15 protein-coding genes and 2 tRNA genes are annotated in these 15,154 nt (G+C 31.0%); 5 read left to right on the forward strand and 12 right to left on the reverse strand.

What is annotated here, in order from left to right:
• The first annotated feature begins 57 nt into the window (after positions 1-57).
• Both BT151_RS05805 and BT151_RS05810 read left to right on the forward strand, forming a co-directional pair.
• Positions 58-129 (forward strand) — tRNA-Gly (locus BT151_RS05805).
• A gap of 27 nt (positions 130-156) precedes the next feature.
• A tRNA-Leu gene (locus BT151_RS05810) sits at positions 157-240 on the forward strand.
• Positions 241-274: 34 nt separating this feature from the next.
• Here BT151_RS05810 and BT151_RS05815 read toward each other — a convergent pair.
• The 3 genes from BT151_RS05815 to BT151_RS05825 all read right to left on the reverse strand — a co-directional run bounded on the left by BT151_RS05815 (position 275) and on the right by BT151_RS05825 (position 3,520).
• Positions 275-1,759, reverse strand: coding sequence for a hypothetical protein (locus tag BT151_RS05815; RefSeq protein WP_072400792.1), 1,485 nt, complete (start codon positions 1,757-1,759; stop codon positions 275-277).
• Between the two features lie 93 nt (positions 1,760-1,852).
• Positions 1,853-2,185 carry a hypothetical protein gene (locus BT151_RS05820; protein ID WP_072400793.1) on the reverse strand — a complete coding sequence of 111 codons (333 nt, stop codon included), beginning with the start codon at positions 2,183-2,185 and terminating at the stop codon, positions 1,853-1,855.
• Positions 2,186-2,284: 99 nt separating this feature from the next.
• Positions 2,285-3,520: a 3-deoxy-D-manno-octulosonic acid transferase gene (locus BT151_RS05825; RefSeq protein ID WP_072400794.1), complete on the reverse strand. Its 1,236-nt coding sequence runs from the start codon at positions 3,518-3,520 to the stop codon at positions 2,285-2,287.
• 77 nt (positions 3,521-3,597) lie between these two features.
• On the opposite strand from BT151_RS05825, the gene BT151_RS05830 reads away from it, so the two are divergent.
• The gene (locus BT151_RS05830; RefSeq protein ID WP_072400795.1) at positions 3,598-4,752 is read left to right on the forward strand and encodes a DegT/DnrJ/EryC1/StrS family aminotransferase; all 1,155 of its coding nucleotides are present in this window, start codon (positions 3,598-3,600) and stop codon (positions 4,750-4,752) included.
• On the forward strand, positions 4,745-5,770 hold the full coding sequence (galE, locus tag BT151_RS05835; protein ID WP_072400796.1) for a UDP-glucose 4-epimerase GalE: 1,026 nt from the start codon (positions 4,745-4,747) through the stop codon (positions 5,768-5,770). Before BT151_RS05830 ends, galE begins: the two co-directional genes overlap by 8 nt.
• A 58-nt stretch (positions 5,771-5,828) precedes the next feature.
• Here the strand turns inward: galE and lspA are convergent, their stop codons facing one another.
• From lspA to BT151_RS05865, 6 genes are all read right to left on the reverse strand, one after another.
• Positions 5,829-6,341, reverse strand: coding sequence for a signal peptidase II (gene lspA, locus BT151_RS05840; protein WP_072400797.1), 513 nt, complete (start codon positions 6,339-6,341; stop codon positions 5,829-5,831).
• Complete coding sequence (fabD, locus tag BT151_RS05845) at positions 6,342-7,235, reverse strand: ACP S-malonyltransferase (RefSeq protein ID WP_072400798.1); 894 nt, start codon at positions 7,233-7,235, stop codon at positions 6,342-6,344.
• A gap of 61 nt (positions 7,236-7,296) precedes the next feature.
• The gene (locus tag BT151_RS05850; RefSeq protein WP_072400799.1) at positions 7,297-7,857 is read right to left on the reverse strand and encodes a sugar O-acetyltransferase; all 561 of its coding nucleotides are present in this window, start codon (positions 7,855-7,857) and stop codon (positions 7,297-7,299) included.
• Positions 7,858-7,881: 24 nt separating this feature from the next.
• The gene (locus tag BT151_RS05855; RefSeq protein ID WP_072400800.1) at positions 7,882-9,438 is read right to left on the reverse strand and encodes an NAD(P)/FAD-dependent oxidoreductase; all 1,557 of its coding nucleotides are present in this window, start codon (positions 9,436-9,438) and stop codon (positions 7,882-7,884) included.
• Between the two features lie 9 nt (positions 9,439-9,447).
• Positions 9,448-10,296: an alpha/beta hydrolase gene (locus tag BT151_RS05860; protein WP_072400801.1), complete on the reverse strand. Its 849-nt coding sequence runs from the start codon at positions 10,294-10,296 to the stop codon at positions 9,448-9,450.
• Positions 10,293-11,204, reverse strand: a complete 912-nt coding sequence (locus tag BT151_RS05865; protein WP_072400802.1) for a dihydrofolate reductase — start codon at positions 11,202-11,204, stop codon at positions 10,293-10,295. Before BT151_RS05865 ends, BT151_RS05860 begins: the two co-directional genes overlap by 4 nt.
• A gap of 302 nt (positions 11,205-11,506) precedes the next feature.
• Here BT151_RS05865 and BT151_RS05870 point away from each other — a divergent pair, with 302 nt between their 5' ends.
• A complete protein-coding gene (locus BT151_RS05870; protein ID WP_072400803.1) occupies positions 11,507-11,803 on the forward strand; it encodes an isoamylase early set domain-containing protein in 297 nt (98 codons plus the stop codon).
• 59 nt (positions 11,804-11,862) lie between these two features.
• On the opposite strand, the gene BT151_RS05875 is transcribed toward BT151_RS05870, so the two are convergent.
• The 3 genes from BT151_RS05875 to BT151_RS05885 all read right to left on the reverse strand — a co-directional run bounded on the left by BT151_RS05875 (position 11,863) and on the right by BT151_RS05885 (position 15,063).
• On the reverse strand, positions 11,863-12,687 hold the full coding sequence (locus BT151_RS05875) for a thymidylate synthase (RefSeq protein WP_072400804.1): 825 nt from the start codon (positions 12,685-12,687) through the stop codon (positions 11,863-11,865).
• Positions 12,688-12,912: 225 nt separating this feature from the next.
• Complete coding sequence (locus BT151_RS05880; RefSeq protein WP_084647870.1) at positions 12,913-14,424, reverse strand: NupC/NupG family nucleoside CNT transporter; 1,512 nt, start codon at positions 14,422-14,424, stop codon at positions 12,913-12,915.
• A gap of 15 nt (positions 14,425-14,439) precedes the next feature.
• Positions 14,440-15,063, reverse strand: coding sequence for a bifunctional nuclease family protein (locus BT151_RS05885; protein WP_072400805.1), 624 nt, complete (start codon positions 15,061-15,063; stop codon positions 14,440-14,442).
• Positions 15,064-15,154: the final 91 nt, after the last annotated feature.

Consider the following 15,154-nt stretch of genomic DNA (forward strand, 5'->3'; position numbering starts at 1 on the left):
GGAGAAAAATTTTAAATTTGCATCCGCAATAGCGATATTGCTCGTTCATTAAAAACTGCGAAAGTAGCTCAGGGGTAGAGCATCACCTTGCCAAGGTGGGGGTCGCGGGTTCAAATCCCGTCTTTCGCTCTGAAACTTTCTTAAAAATATACCAATGCTGAAGTGGTGGAATTGGTAGACACGTTGGACTTAAAATCCAATGTCCATTAGGACGTACGGGTTCAAGTCCCGTCTTCAGTACTAAAGCCTTATCTTTTATTAGATGAGGCTTTTTTTATTCAATACATTTTAGTTTATCAATAAAAAATTCTTTGTAATCAATATCAGAAATAGTTACAGATTTTTTTGTCCCTCTTAGTTCTAAGGATTTTATTGGAGAATTTTTTAATTGGTCTATTTTAGATGCTGATATTATAGCCTTTAAGCTAAAATCATTACAATCTAAACTACCGGAATGGTATAAAATAATTACCTCATTGTTTTCAAGTGTAATTCTTGCACTAGACCTACTGCTTGGAACGTAATTAGTACAACCTAAATTTTCCAATAAATTTATGTGAATTCTAGAAGTACTTCCTTCTCTTAATAATTCAATATTCAAATTTTGGTTAATAAAATATTTATCTGTTATTATAACCTCTCGTTTATAATATTGATCATATTCGTTTATTAAATAATGGCAAGTACTTCGAGAGTTTAATTTTTCTTGTTCCTCTTCAGTATTTTTAACAATAGAATTTGGTTTTTTTTGTTGCTCTAGTTGAACTTCATTTAAGTAGTCTTGTTTTCTTTGCTTTTCTCTAGCAATTTTTTGGATTTCAATTTGTTTCTTTAGATCATCTTCAGCTTTAGCAATGGAATCAATCTTTCTTTGTTTATTTAATTGAATATGCTTTTCATTGGCAATTCTGAGTGTTTCAATTTGTTTTTGTTGTTCATCTTCAGCTTTAGCAATGGAATCAATTTTTCTTTGAGTATTTAACTGAATTAATTTTTCATTGGTAATTCTGAGTGTTTCAATTTGTTTTTGTTGTTCCTCTTCAGCTTTAGCAATGGAATCAATCTTTCTTTGTTTATTTAATTGAATATACTTTTCATTAGCAATCCTAATTGCTTCAATCTTTTTTTGTTGCTCTTCTTCAGCTTTAGCAATAGAATCGAGTTTTCTTTGCTTGTTTAATTGAATATACTTTTCATTGGCAATCCTAATGGTTTCAATTTGTTTTTGTTGCTTTTTTTCGGCTTCAGTAATAGAATCGAGTTTTCTTTGCTTGTTTAACTGAATATACTTTTCATTGGCAAACCTAATAGCTTCAATTTGTTTTTGTTGCTCTTTTTCGGCTTTAGCAATAGAATCGAGCTTTCTTTGCTTATTTATTTGACTTTCACCTGCTTTTGCAATATTTTTTCTTTCTTTTAGCCTGTTTTCTTTTTCATTAATAGCCTTAAGTCTTTGTTTTTCCTCAAAATCAAAATACAAATCCATCATACTTTCATTAACAAGTATGTATTGATCTTTAACATAGCCTTCCCATTCTTTATATTTTATTTTATAAATATTTTGACCTAAATAATCGGTTACTATACAGTTTTCTCCCTCTTTAAATTGTGTTAGTGGCTTAGAGAAGTCGTTAAAATTTGCATAAAGTTGACCGTTCTCAATAAATTTAGTAGAAATAGAAGTCTCTTGTGTGAAAGAGTCATAAGTAGTTAAGGAAAAAAGAAATAAAGAAAATACTACTTTTGAAATTAGTTGCATGTTATTAATTAGAATCAATTTGGGTTAAGAAGATAAAATTAATAAAAAAAACCGCCAATTGGCGGTTTTTAAAATTGAAACAGTCTAATTAAATTAGTGTTCTGCTTTTACTTCATTTATTTTATTTTCTGCAGTTTCACCAGCTTTTTTAACAGCATCAGCAGCTTTGTCCATAGTTTCTCCAGCTGCATCAACAGCACTATCTACAGCTTCTCCTGTTGCATCAACAGCATCGTCAATAGCATCACCTGCATCATCCATAGCATCTTCTGTAGCATCAACGGCATCGTCAACAGCATCTTGTACATCATCAGCAGCGTTTTCAAGAGTTTCTTCAATAGAGTCTCCTTTTTTAGTGTCTCTACAAGATGTGAAACTTAAACTTAAAGCTAATAATAAAACGGTACTTAATAATAATTTTTTCATCGGTTTTTGTTTTAGTGTTAATTATTTATAGTAAAAGTCAATTTTATGACTTTTTATTAAAAATTAATAGTTTGCTAAATAATTCTTAATATAAATACACTATATACGAAGGTGATTAAGTATTTGGATGACAGCGCCTTTGTTTTTTTTAATAAAATCACTGTTTTTATTTCCAGAGTTAGATCTTTTTTCTTTATTCTCAATTAATTCTTTTAAAATAATATCAAATTCTATTTGATTTGAAACTGAAAACATGCCGCCATTATCTATCATGGCTTTAGCTTCGGGAAATTTTTGATGGTTGTTGCCTATAATTATTGGAACTCCAAAAACGGCAGCCTCTAAAGTGTTATGTAAACCAGTGTTTCCAATAGCTCCACCAATGTATGCGATATCTGAGTAATTATAAATTTTTGAAAGAATTCCTATAGTATCAATTATAAATACTTTTGCGTTTAATACTTTTTTTTGATCTTTTTCTGAAAACAATATAACTTCATCATTAATATTATCCTTAATGTTTTTTATTTGAGAAGGTTTAATATTATGTGGTGCAATAATAAATTTAACTTCAGTTGATGCTTCAGAGTTTATGAAATTAATTAATAACGTTTCGCCTTCAGGCCAAGTGCTTCCTGCAACAACACAAAGTTTTCCATCTTTAAATTTTTCAATATAATCTAAAGTATTATCTAATTTTAATTGACTAGAAACACGGTCGAACCTGGTGTCCCCAGAAACGGTTACATGATTGTAATTTATAGATTGAAGTAGTTTTTTTGAACTTTCGTTTTGTGTAAAAATATGTTCAAACGCAAATAATGCTTGTCTAAGTTCTTTTCCATAAAATTTAAAATAAGATTGATTTTTTCTAAATACTGCAGAAATTAAAATAGCTTTTAAGTTTCTACGTTTTAATTCATTTAAAAAATTGGGCCAAATATCATATTTAACAAATACAGTAAGTTCTGGGTTTAAAATATTTAAAAATTGCTTTGCATTGCTTTTGGTATCTAAAGGCAAATAAACAACCACATCTGCAATAGGTGAGTTTTTTCGAATTTCATAACCCGATGGCGAAAAAAAACTTAATATAATTTTATGGTTGCTATAATGTTTTCTAAGCTCTTTAAAAGCGGGTAAACCTTGTTCGTATTCACCTAAAGAAGCACAATGAAACCATAGTGTCTTATCGCCTTCAGTTATGCTTTTTTGAAGAGTTTTAAAAGTTCTTTTTCTGCCGGCAACACCATTTTTAATTTTTTCGTTAAAAATGGAACCACATTTTAGAGCAAAATGGGTTAAATGTATTCCGATGTTATAAATTAGGCTCAATTTTTTTTATGCTAAAATACATTTCTTTAAAATAATTTCATTGGTTAACGTAAACGAATTTCGTAATTTTGATGCTTATGAAAAAAATACAAATGGTTGACCTTAAAGGTCAGTATAACGATATAAAAGATGAGGTAAATGCTTCAATTCAGGAAGTTATCGAAACTACATCATTTATAAATGGACCAAAGGTTCATGAATTTCAAAAAAACTTAGAATCATATTTAGGTGTTAAACATGTTATTCCTTGTGCAAATGGCACTGATGCTTTGCAAATTGCTATGATGGGTTTAGGTCTAAAACCAGGTGATGAAGTTATTACTGCAGATTTTACTTTTGCAGCAACAGTTGAAGTGATTGCGTTGCTCCAATTAACACCCGTTTTGGTTGATGTAAATGAAGACGATTCTAATATAAACATTGAGGCTGTAAAAAAGGCCATTACTCCAAAAACAAAAGCAATTGTTCCAGTTCATTTATTTGGGCAATGTGCTAATATGGAAGCTATAATGGAGATTGCTAAAGCACATAATTTATATGTAATTGAAGATAATGCTCAAGCTATTGGCGCAACTTATACATATCAAAATGGCGAAAAAGTTAAAGCAGGAACTATAGGTAATGTTGGAGCAACATCATTTTTTCCTTCTAAAAACTTAGGATGTTATGGTGATGGAGGAGCAATTTTTACAAATGACGATGATTTAGCACATACCATTAGAGGTATTGTAAACCATGGCATGTACGAGCGTTATCATCATGATGTTGTAGGAGTGAATTCACGATTAGATAGTATTCAAGCAGCGGTATTAGATGCAAAATTACCGCTTTTAGATACTTATAATAAAGCAAGAAAAAATGCTGCAAGAAAGTATAATGATGCTTTTAAAACTATTGAAAGTATAATTACACCTAAAACTGTAAATGGTTGTGAAGGAATATGCGATACTTGTGATTGTCATGTTTTTCATCAATATACTTTAAAACTTAAAGGTGTAGATAGAGATGCTTTGGTAAAACATTTAAGTGAAAAAGGTATACCTTGTGGTGTGTATTATCCAATTCCGCTTCACAGGCAAAAAGCGTATTTAGATGAAAGATATAATGAAGCTGATTTTACAGTGACAAATCTCTTGGTTAAAGAAGTTATTTCATTGCCAATGCACACAGAATTAAATGATGAACAAATAGAGTTTATTACTTCAACAATTATAAAATTTATAAATGGATAAAATATTAGTTACGGGAGGATTAGGATTTATCGGTTCACATACCGTTGTAGAATTACAAAATGAAGGCTACCAAGTTGTTCTTATTGACGATTTATCAAATTCTTCAATTAATGTTTTAGAAGGTATTACTGCTATTACAGGTAAAACACCAATTTTTGAAAAGCTAGATTTAAAAGAAAAATCTGGAGTTGAAGCCTTTTTTGCAAAACATAAAGATGTAAAAGGTGTTATTCATTTTGCAGCTAGTAAAGCAGTTGGCGAAAGTGTAAAAGAGCCTTTATTGTACTATGAGAATAATATTAATACTTTGGTTTATGTTTTAAAAGAATTGAAAAAATTACCTGAAGCTAGTTTTATATTTAGTTCATCATGTACGGTATATGGTCAAGCAGATGAATTACCAATAACTGAAAATGCACCAGTAAAGCAAGCTGAATCGCCTTACGGAAATACGAAACAAATTGGTGAAGAAATAATAAAAGACACTTGTAAAGTTATGCCTAATATTAAAGCTATTGCCTTACGCTATTTTAATCCAATTGGTGCGCATGAATCTGTTAATATTGGTGAATTACCAATGGGAGTTCCACAAAATTTAGTGCCATTTATTACGCAAACAGCAATTGGTTTGCGTGAACAATTATCTGTTTTTGGAGATGATTATCCAACTTCTGACGGTACTTGTGTTAGAGATTATATTCATGTAGTAGATGTCGCAAAAGCGCATGTTATAGCTTTAGAGCGCTTGCTTGAAAATAAGAATAAAGAAAATTACGAAACCTTTAATTTAGGCACAGGAAAAGGAAGTTCTGTTTTAGAAGTTGTTAAATCTTTTGAGAAGGTTTCTGGTAAAAAATTGAACTATAAAATTGTAGCAAAAAGAGAAGGAGATGTTATTTCTGCATATGCAGATACTAATAAAGCTAACAATGAACTAGGTTGGAAAACCGAATTAACATTAGATGATGCTATGAGTTCTGCATGGAAGTGGGAGCAAAAAGTTAGAGCTAAAAAATAAGTTAGATTCAACAAACATGAATAAAAAAAAGGTTGCTAATAAATTAGCAACCTTTTTTTTATTCAATAATTTTCTTCTTCCTAAAACTCACAAAAACTAATATAATCATACCAGTAGTAACCGATAAATCGGCCATGTTGAAAATACCTGTTTTAAAAACACCTCCTAAGTCTACGAAAAAAAAGTCGGTTACAGAACCACGAACTATTCTATCAAAAACATTAGCAATACCGCCACCAATAATACTAGCAAAAGCAAAAAGGGACCAATTGTCTAAGTTTTTATCTTTTAAAATATAACGAAGTACAAAGCCGAGAACAAATATTGGTAAAATAAGTAATAATATAATCCTTAAAGTGGGATTCAAATCACTACCCATTCCTAAAAAAGCGCCTTCATTTTCGACATTCAACATGATAAAGGCATCACCAATTAAAGAAATACGTTCACTTGCTCTAGTTTCAGTTTGTCCAATAATGTTTGCTCTAACAATTATTTTTGAAATTTGGTCAACCGCAATAGTTAAAATAGTAACTAGTGTAATAAATATTGAGCGTTTAGATAATTTCATTTAGCTATTAGTCTCTAAAGTTGCTGAAGTTGTTTCAGATTCTCTGTTAATTTTCTTTACTAAACCTTGTAATACTTTACCAGGGCCAACTTCAGTAAATAGAGTTGCACCATCTGCAATCATTTGTTGTACAGATTGTGTCCAACGCACAGGTGCGGTTAATTGAGAAATTAAATTTGCTTTTATTTGAGCTTCATCAATTACAGCATTGGCGGTTACATTTTGGTAAATAGGACAGTTTGGTTTACTAAAAGTAGTGTTTTTAATAGCTGCAGCTAATTCTTCTCTTGCAGGTTCCATTAATGGCGAATGAAAAGCGCCACCAACCGGCAATATTAAGGCGCGACGAGCTCCTTCTTGTTTTAAAGTTTCACACGCTTTGTTTACGGCTTCTACCTCACCAGAAATAACTAATTGCCCAGGACAGTTATAATTAGCAGCGACAACAATACCATCGGTTGTTGCACATATTTTTTCAACAATATCATCATCTAAACCTAAAACTGCCGCCATTGTACTTGGTTGCAATTCACAAGCTTTTTGCATAGCTAAAGCACGTTGAGATACTAATTTTAATCCATCTTCAAAGTTAAGAGTGCCATTTGCCACTAATGCTGAAAATTCGCCAAGCGAATGCCCTGCAACCATATCTGGTTTAAAACTATCACCTAAAGTTTTAGCTAATATTACCGAGTGTAAAAAAATAGCAGGTTGTGTTACTTTAGTTTCCTTAAGAGCTTCAGCAGATCCCTCAAACATAATATCAGTAATTTGAAATCCTAAAATTTCATTTGCTTGTTCAAAAAGTTCTTGTGCTAAAGATGAGTTTTCATAAAGATCTAAACCCATTCCAGAGAATTGGGCACCTTGACCTGGAAATATATATGCATTCATTTTGATTCGTTTTTTGTGGTGCAAAAATAGGAATAATATTAGGAATTAAAATATTAAGCGCTTAATCGTTATTTATAGTTTTAATAATTTTTGCCGGATTACCAGCAATCATTACGTTGTCTGGAAAGCTTTTAGTAACCACAGCTCCAGAACCAACAACAACATTGTTTCCTAAAGTTACTCCAGGGCATATAGTGGCATTACCACCAATCCATACATTATTTCCAATAGTGACAGGTTTTGCATATTCTTTGCCACTATTTCTTAATTTAAATTCTAAAGGGTGTGTAGCTGTATAAATTTGTACATGTGGAGCAAACATACAATTATCGCCAATAGTCACTTGAGCGACATCTAAAATACAGCAGTTGAAATTCATAAACAGGTTTTTACCCGCTTTGATATTGGTGCCATAATCACAATGAAAGGGAGGTTCTACGATTAAATTTTCGTCTGCATTTTTGAATATTTTATATAATATGTTTTGACGTTCTTCTAAATGTTCTTCACTTAAATTATTGAATTTATGAAATAATAATCTAACAGTATGCCTTTCTTTTGCTAATTCAGGATCTGATGGATTGTACATTTCTCCTGCTAACATTTTATCTTTTTCTGTCATAATTTTCAATAATTATTAGTGTTATTAAAAAATTGCACTAGCAGCTTCTGCACAGCGTTCACCATCCATGGCAGCAGATACAATACCACCAGCATAACCGCCACCTTCCCCACAAGGATATAAATTTGAGATTTGGGGATGTTCTAAAGTTTCAGTTCTTGGAATTGAAACAGGAGATGAGGTTCTAGATTCTACGCCCACAATATTAGCTTCTTCGGTATAATAACCTTTCATTTTTTGTCCGAATGCTTGAAATCCTTTTCGCAATCTACTTCCTATTAGTTTTGGTAAAAGTGAATGCAATGGCGCTGAATTTAATCCGGGTTGATAAGAGGTTGGATTCAAATCTATTGATAACTTACCATCAACAAAATCTGTTAAACGTTGTGCTGGCGCAACTTGACTTCTGCCGCCAGATGTAAACGCTAATTTTTCTAAGTTTTTTTGGTATTCTAAGCCTTTTAAAGCACCAAATTGTTCGTATTTTGGTAAATCTTTATTAACATCAATTTCAACAACAATTCCCGAATTTGCATATAGATTATTTCGTTTAGATGGAGACATACCATTTACAACGATCTCTCCATTTGCAGTAGCAGCAGGAACAATAAAACCTCCTGGGCACATACAAAATGAATATACACCACGTTCATTAACTTGTTGCACTAAACCGTAAGATGCCGCAGGTAAAAGGGCATCGCGTTCTCCTGAACAATGATATTGAATAGAATCAATAATATGTTGTGGGTGTTCAACTCGAACCCCCATAGCAAACGACTTAGCTTCTAAAGCAATTTGTTTTTTGTGAAGTAGATAAAAAATATCTCTGGCTGAATGTCCTGTTGCCAAAATTACTTTTTCAACAGTTATTTCTTCACCATTATTAAGTTGAATGGCTTGAATTTTATTGTTTTTTATAATGAAATCTGTAACTCGTGTTTCAAAATGAATTTCACCACCATAATTCAAAATGGTTTCACGAATATTTTGTACCACTTTAGGAAGTTTATTTGTCCCAATATGTGGATGTGCATCAATTAAAATTTGATCTGTAGCACCATGAAACACAAGGTTTTCAAAAATACGACGAACATCACCACGTTTTAAACTTCGTGTATAAAGTTTACCATCACTATAAGTTCCTGCACCACCTTCTCCAAAGCAATAGTTGGAATCTTCGTTTACAAAATGATCTTGATTAATGGCTTTTAAATCTCGTCTGCGGTCTTGCACATTTTTACCACGTTCTAAAACAATGGGTTTAAAACCAAGTTCTATACAGCGTAATGCAGCATACATGCCTGCTGGACCAAATCCAATAATATGAATAGATTTCGCTTTGGAAACATCTTTATAATTAAACTGATATTCAGAATTTTTTGGAAGAGCCTCTCTAATATAAACGGCTACTTTGTAGTTAAGTATTATTTTAGGCTTTCTTGCATCAATAGATTTTCGTAGAATTTTTACACCTGTAATATCTTCTCTATCAATATCTAATTTTAAGGCTGATTTTAAAACTAAAATATCACTACGCTTTTCATCTTTAAGTGTTATACGTAACTGAACTTCTTTTATCATGAGACAAAATTAATCATTAAAAACTCTTATCAAATCGTTTGTAAAGCATTTATGCCAAACATCCCAATCATGACCACCATTAATTACTAAAACTTCATTTTTTATATTCTGTTCAATAAAAAAAGCTCTTAAATCTGCAATGACTGTAAAAATATTATATGAATCATCATCACCAGTAGATATATAAAATGTAGGATAATTAGTGATTTCTTTATTGGAATCTATTAGTTTTTTATATGAGTAGGATTGCCAAACGGAATCGTTAAATATACCATCTGTTTTGAAAACATCTATTTTTAGAGAAGAAGAAGTTTCTGGAGGTGATGGATAATAGGCTGCGGGACTTAATAAAATCGCTGCTTTAAATAAATATGGATATTTTAAACTATAACCTAAAGCACCGTAGCCACCTGCTGAATTGCCTGCAATTAGTCTAGTTTCCTGATTAGTTTTAATATTGTAATTTGTTTCTATAAAAGGGATGAATTCTTTTATATAAGCAGATTCCATATTTGTTTTGCTGTCTACATACCACGAGTTTTCTGCATTAAGAGTTACAGCTATTAAAGGTTTTATGGCTTTAATCTGGATAAGGCTATCTAGTAGAATTTTTGTGTTACCTTCTTTTTTGCTAAACCAATCGTCTTCGCTTCCTCCATGACCATGAAGCAAATATATTATATGATTTTTTTTTTGGTTATTGTAATTAGCAGGAAAATATATTTCATAATTAACCGATTTATTTAATTCTTTAGAGAAGAAGCTTTTTTTTAAAACTTTTGATTCTAAATTTTCATTTATTTTAGAAGCATGACATCCTAGAAGAAAAATAAAACAAATAAAAATTACTTTCTTCATTTTTTTTGATACGTTATAAACGAAAATTCAAAGGCATGATTATCGTCTTTTGCATGAAATGTATTTGCAGTTTCTTTCCAAATTGATGTATCGATAGATGGGAAAAATGTATCAGCTTCAAAACTTTCATGAACACGTGTTAATTCAATTTTATCTACAATAGTTAATGCTTGTTTGTAAATTTCGCCACCACCAATTATAAAAGGCTGTGAATCATTTTTTGAAGCATCAATAGCATCTTCTAAACTATTAACTACAATAACACCGTCTGGTACTTTGTAATTTGCTTGTCTTGTAATTACAACATGCGTTCTATTAGGTAATGGTTTTGGGAAGCTTTCAAAAGTTTTGCGTCCCATAATAATATGATGTTCGTTTGTTAGGTTTTTAAAGCGTTTTAAGTCATCACTTAAGTGCCAAATAAGCTGGTTGCCTTTTCCAATAGCATTATTCTCAGCAGCAGCAACAATAATAGTAAGTTTAGACTTTTTAGTCTCATTTTTAGATTCGTTATAGACCTCACTTTTAGCGATTATTTTTTCTTCTTTTACAAAACTAGATTTAAGTTCTTCTATGCGTTGTTTTTGTTTAGAAACTAATTTTTCTAATTGTTGTTTTTCCCAAGCTTTACCCATAAATTTATGAGTGATAAACACATTAAATAAATGATAAAGAAAAAAGAATAACCATAAAAGTATGGCATATAAAAACCATTCTTTCCCAAAAAATGTTACATTTTCGCCAATACCAAGAACGGTATTAGCAACAATTAAAAAGATGGCTCCAATTAAAAAAACTACAAAATGTACATATAAACGTTTTTTTTGTTTGATGCGTTTTTGAGCATTTTCAATTAGCTCTAATTGATCTTTATCTATTTGCGGAGTTGGTTTCTTTTTTCCAAACATAAAATTAAAATAATAGGCGTAAAGTTAAGGCTTTTTTATAGATGTTTTAATGATTTAATAAATAGCAAAAAACAAGAGATTGGTGAAAATGTATTCATTTAAAAACTCCTGAAAATCAGTTAAAAACATTTTTTTTCATTGATAATAACATAATTTTTGCATTGATTTTTTTTGTTACATTAAATTTATGTGAATTCATATTATTAAATTGATAATTCTTTGTAAGTAAGGTTTATAAATCACTTTGCGTAATAATTGTTTTATAAATTTGCGCTGTAAAACAACACTTTAAAATTAAAATTATGTCTATTAAAAAGCAATATTTAAAAAGTAAACCAGTATGTAAAGTAACTTTTTCTTTACCAACTGAAGATGCAAAAAAAGTATCAGTTGTAGGAAGCTTTAATGAATGGAATGAAAAAAAATTGCCTCTTAAAAAATTAAAAAATGGAACTTTTAAAGGAACTATTGATTTAGAAACTGGAAGTTCTTATGAGTTTAAATATATTGTTGATGGTGTTTATGTTAATGATGATGCCGCTGATGCTTATGCTTGGAATGATTTTGCTGGTGCGGAAAATAGTATTATAAATCTTTAGTTACTAAATAATTAAAAATAATATAAAAAAAGCACTTTAAGGAAAGTGCTTTTTCTGTTTTATACTGCCACAACACCTTTTATATGTGGGTGTGGATTATAATCTACTAAAGTAAAATCATCAAAAGTAAAGTCAAAAATATCTTTTACTTCAGGGTTTAGTATCATTTTTGGAAGAGGTCTTAAATCTCTTGAAAGTTGAAGCTCTAATTGCTCGTAATGATTGCTATAAATATGAGCATCACCAAAAGTGTGTATAAACTCTCCTGCTTCGTAGCCACAAACTTGTGCCATCATCATAGTAAATAGAGCATACGAACCAATATTAAATGGTACACCTAAAAATATATCGGCACTTCTTTGATATAATTGGCAGGATAATTTTCCGTCAGCCACATAAAATTGAAAAAAGGCATGACAAGGAGGTAATGCTGCTTTGCCATTGGCTACATTTTCACTAAACGATTTTGAAGTGTCTGGTAATACAGAAGGATTCCAAGCAGAAACTAACATTCTACGGCTGTTTGGATTATTTTTTAGAGAATGTATAACTTCTTTAATTTGATCAATTTCATCATCATTCCAGTTTCTCCATTGATGACCATAAACAGGACCCAAATCACCATTTTCATCTGCCCATTCATTCCAAATCCGTACACCATTTTCAGTTAAATAGTTAGTATTTGTGTCGCCTTTTAAAAACCAAAGCAACTCATAAACAATAGATTTTAAATGTAGTTTTTTTGTAGTTACCATAGGGAAACCTTCACTTAAATCAAATCTCATTTGGTATCCAAAAACACTTTTAGTGCCTGTTCCTGTTCTATCTCCTTTTTCGTTACCGTTTTCTAAAACGTGTTTTACTAAATCGTGGTATTGCTTCATAATTTTTCCCACGAAAATGGGAATCTCATTAAATTAAACTTGATTTTACAATCGAAATGGAATCTTTAATAATAGATGCTTCAATTGTGGTTAGCATGACATAAATTTATCAGCGGTTAAAAATAAAAAAAAGCATCAAAAACGAGTCTTGATGCTTAAATATATTATAATAAAGTTATTAACTTAAATTTTATAAGAGAGATTTCTACCCTTCGAAGGAATTTGTTAGCCAATAATCATTCCTGCAATAGTTGCAGAAATTAATGAGGCAATAGTGCCTCCAATTAAAGCTTTCATTCCGAATTTAGATAACGTTTTACGTTGCCCAGGAGCCAAAGAACCAATACCTCCAATTTGAATACCAATAGAAGCAAAATTAGCAAAACCACAAAGCATATAAGTCGCCATAATTATTGACTTTTCATAGTTAAGGTGAACAGCGTTAGTTACATTTTTTAAATCTCTTAATTGAATGTATCCAATAAATTCACTAGCAGCTAATTTAATTCCTAAAAGTTGCCCCATTAATGCGATATCTTCACTAGCAACACCAATTAACCACATAAGTGGAGCAAAAACATATCCTAGTATAAGTTCTATTGAAAATTTATCGTATGATGTGTTGTTTGCAATCCAATTATTTATAGTAGTAATATCTCCAACCCAACCTAAAATTCCATTAAACATAGCTATAAAGGCAACAAAAACCAATAGCATTGCACCAACATTAACCGCTAGTTTTAAGCCTTCGGTTGTACCATTAGCAATAGCGTCTAAAAAGTTTGAACCAATTTTTTCTTGAGAAACAGTTACATCTGTATTTACATCTTCGGTTTGAGGATATAATATTTTAGAAATAACAATAGCGCCGGGAGCTGCCATTACTGAGGCTGCTAATAAGTGTTTTGCATAAAAAAGTCTTAAAACAGGATCATCACCACCAAGAAAACCTATGTATGCTGCTAATACGGCACCTGCAACAGTTGCCATACCGCCAATCATAACTAAAAGCATTTCAGACTTATTCATCTTTTCTAAATAAGCTTTTATTAAAAGAGGTGCTTCAGTTTGTCCCAAAAAAATATTTCCTGCAACACTTAAACTCTCTGCTCCAGAAATTTTTAAGGCTTTGGATAACAACCAAGCCATTGCTTTAACTACTTTTTGAATAATGCCTAAATAAAATAATACAGATGTTAATGCCGAAAAGAATATAATAGTTGGCAATACTTGAAATGCAAATATGAAACCGAAAGTATCCATATCTACAACTAAACCTTCGAATAAAAATTTACTACCAGCTCTCGTAAATTCTAGTACTTCAACAAATAGACCTCCAACAAATTCAAAAATATTTTTAATGAATTCAACTTTTAATACACCTATGGCAATAAGTAATTGAAAGGCTAAACCAATACCTACAATTTTCCAATTAATGGCTTTTCTATTACTACTAAAAAGGAAGGCAACGAAAACTAAAGTAACCATTCCTAAAACACCTCTCCATAAACTGTTTATTGAAAATCCTTGACTAGGTATAATAGCATTTGCTGGTGTGTTAGTAATATTGGATTTAGATGTTTCTTCAATTTTAACTTCAGAAATATTATCGCTAATTGAATCTATTGCTTCAGTTTCAACAATAGAAGTACTTTGAATAGTATCTGAGTTTTGCGATGTAATTATTGAAGTAAAAAGTAAAAATAGGGTAACAAAAAACAAATACTTCTTTCTCATAATTTAAAATGGGTGTTATTCTCTTTTGGAGATTTCGTCACGAATATGTGCTGCCTTTTCATAATCTTCGTTAGCAACTGCTTCGTCTAATAAACTATGAAGCTCTTCAAGTGTTTTTGATTTAAAATTTTCGCGAGGTTCGTTTGGTTCAAGCTCGTTAGCAACTAGCTCGTCCATTAAAATGCTATCTTGATTTTCTTCATCTTCATCCTCTTTTTTAGGATTCACTTTTAGGTAAATTCCTGCTTTATCAAGAATGTTTTTATATGTGAAAATTGGCGCTTGAAAACGAAGTGCTAATGCAATAGCATCACTAGTTCTGGCATCAATAATCTCTTCAATTTTATCGCGTTCGCATATTAAACTTGAATAGAAAACACCATCAACTAGTTTGTGAATGATCACTTGTTTTACAACAATTTCAAATCTATCAGCAAAATTTTTAAATAAATCGTGGGTTAAGGGTCTTGGCGGGCTAATCTCTTTTTCTAAGGCTATTGCGATAGATTGAGCTTCAAAAGCACCAATGACTATGGGAAGTTTACGGTCTCCATCTACCTCATTCAAAATTAAGGCGTATGCCCCATTTTGGGTTTGGCTGTAGGATATTCCTTTTATATTTAATCTTACTAAACTCATAATTTATAAAAACGCAAAGAACTGTTTAAATTGGGACTTTACCAAACTGCTTTTAACAGATAGGGAACAAAAATACCAATTTTAACAGCCT

The organism is Flaviramulus basaltis, from assembly GCF_900114265.1.
Classification (GTDB): domain Bacteria; phylum Bacteroidota; class Bacteroidia; order Flavobacteriales; family Flavobacteriaceae; genus Flaviramulus; species Flaviramulus basaltis.

Coding starts and splice junctions, on each gene's coding strand:
- fabD (WP_072400798.1), bottom strand. CDS start 7,235: ATGAATGCATATATATTTCCAGGTCAAGGTGCCCAATTCTCTGGAATG.
- BT151_RS05830 (WP_072400795.1), top strand. CDS start 3,598: ATGAAAAAAATACAAATGGTTGACCTTAAAGGTCAGTATAACGATATA.
- BT151_RS05850 (WP_072400799.1), bottom strand. CDS start 7,857: ATGACAGAAAAAGATAAAATGTTAGCAGGAGAAATGTACAATCCATCA.
- BT151_RS05855 (WP_072400800.1), bottom strand. CDS start 9,438: ATGATAAAAGAAGTTCAGTTACGTATAACACTTAAAGATGAAAAGCGT.
- BT151_RS05865 (WP_072400802.1), bottom strand. CDS start 11,204: ATGTTTGGAAAAAAGAAACCAACTCCGCAAATAGATAAAGATCAATTA.
- BT151_RS05875 (WP_072400804.1), bottom strand. CDS start 12,687: ATGAAGCAATACCACGATTTAGTAAAACACGTTTTAGAAAACGGTAAC.
- galE (WP_072400796.1), top strand. CDS start 4,745: ATGGATAAAATATTAGTTACGGGAGGATTAGGATTTATCGGTTCACAT.
- BT151_RS05860 (WP_072400801.1), bottom strand. CDS start 10,296: ATGAAGAAAGTAATTTTTATTTGTTTTATTTTTCTTCTAGGATGTCAT.
- BT151_RS05885 (WP_072400805.1), bottom strand. CDS start 15,063: ATGAGTTTAGTAAGATTAAATATAAAAGGAATATCCTACAGCCAAACC.
- lspA (WP_072400797.1), bottom strand. CDS start 6,341: ATGAAATTATCTAAACGCTCAATATTTATTACACTAGTTACTATTTTA.
- BT151_RS05880 (WP_084647870.1), bottom strand. CDS start 14,424: ATGAGAAAGAAGTATTTGTTTTTTGTTACCCTATTTTTACTTTTTACT.
- BT151_RS05820 (WP_072400793.1), bottom strand. CDS start 2,185: ATGAAAAAATTATTATTAAGTACCGTTTTATTATTAGCTTTAAGTTTA.
- BT151_RS05870 (WP_072400803.1), top strand. CDS start 11,507: ATGTCTATTAAAAAGCAATATTTAAAAAGTAAACCAGTATGTAAAGTA.
- BT151_RS05815 (WP_072400792.1), bottom strand. CDS start 1,759: ATGCAACTAATTTCAAAAGTAGTATTTTCTTTATTTCTTTTTTCCTTA.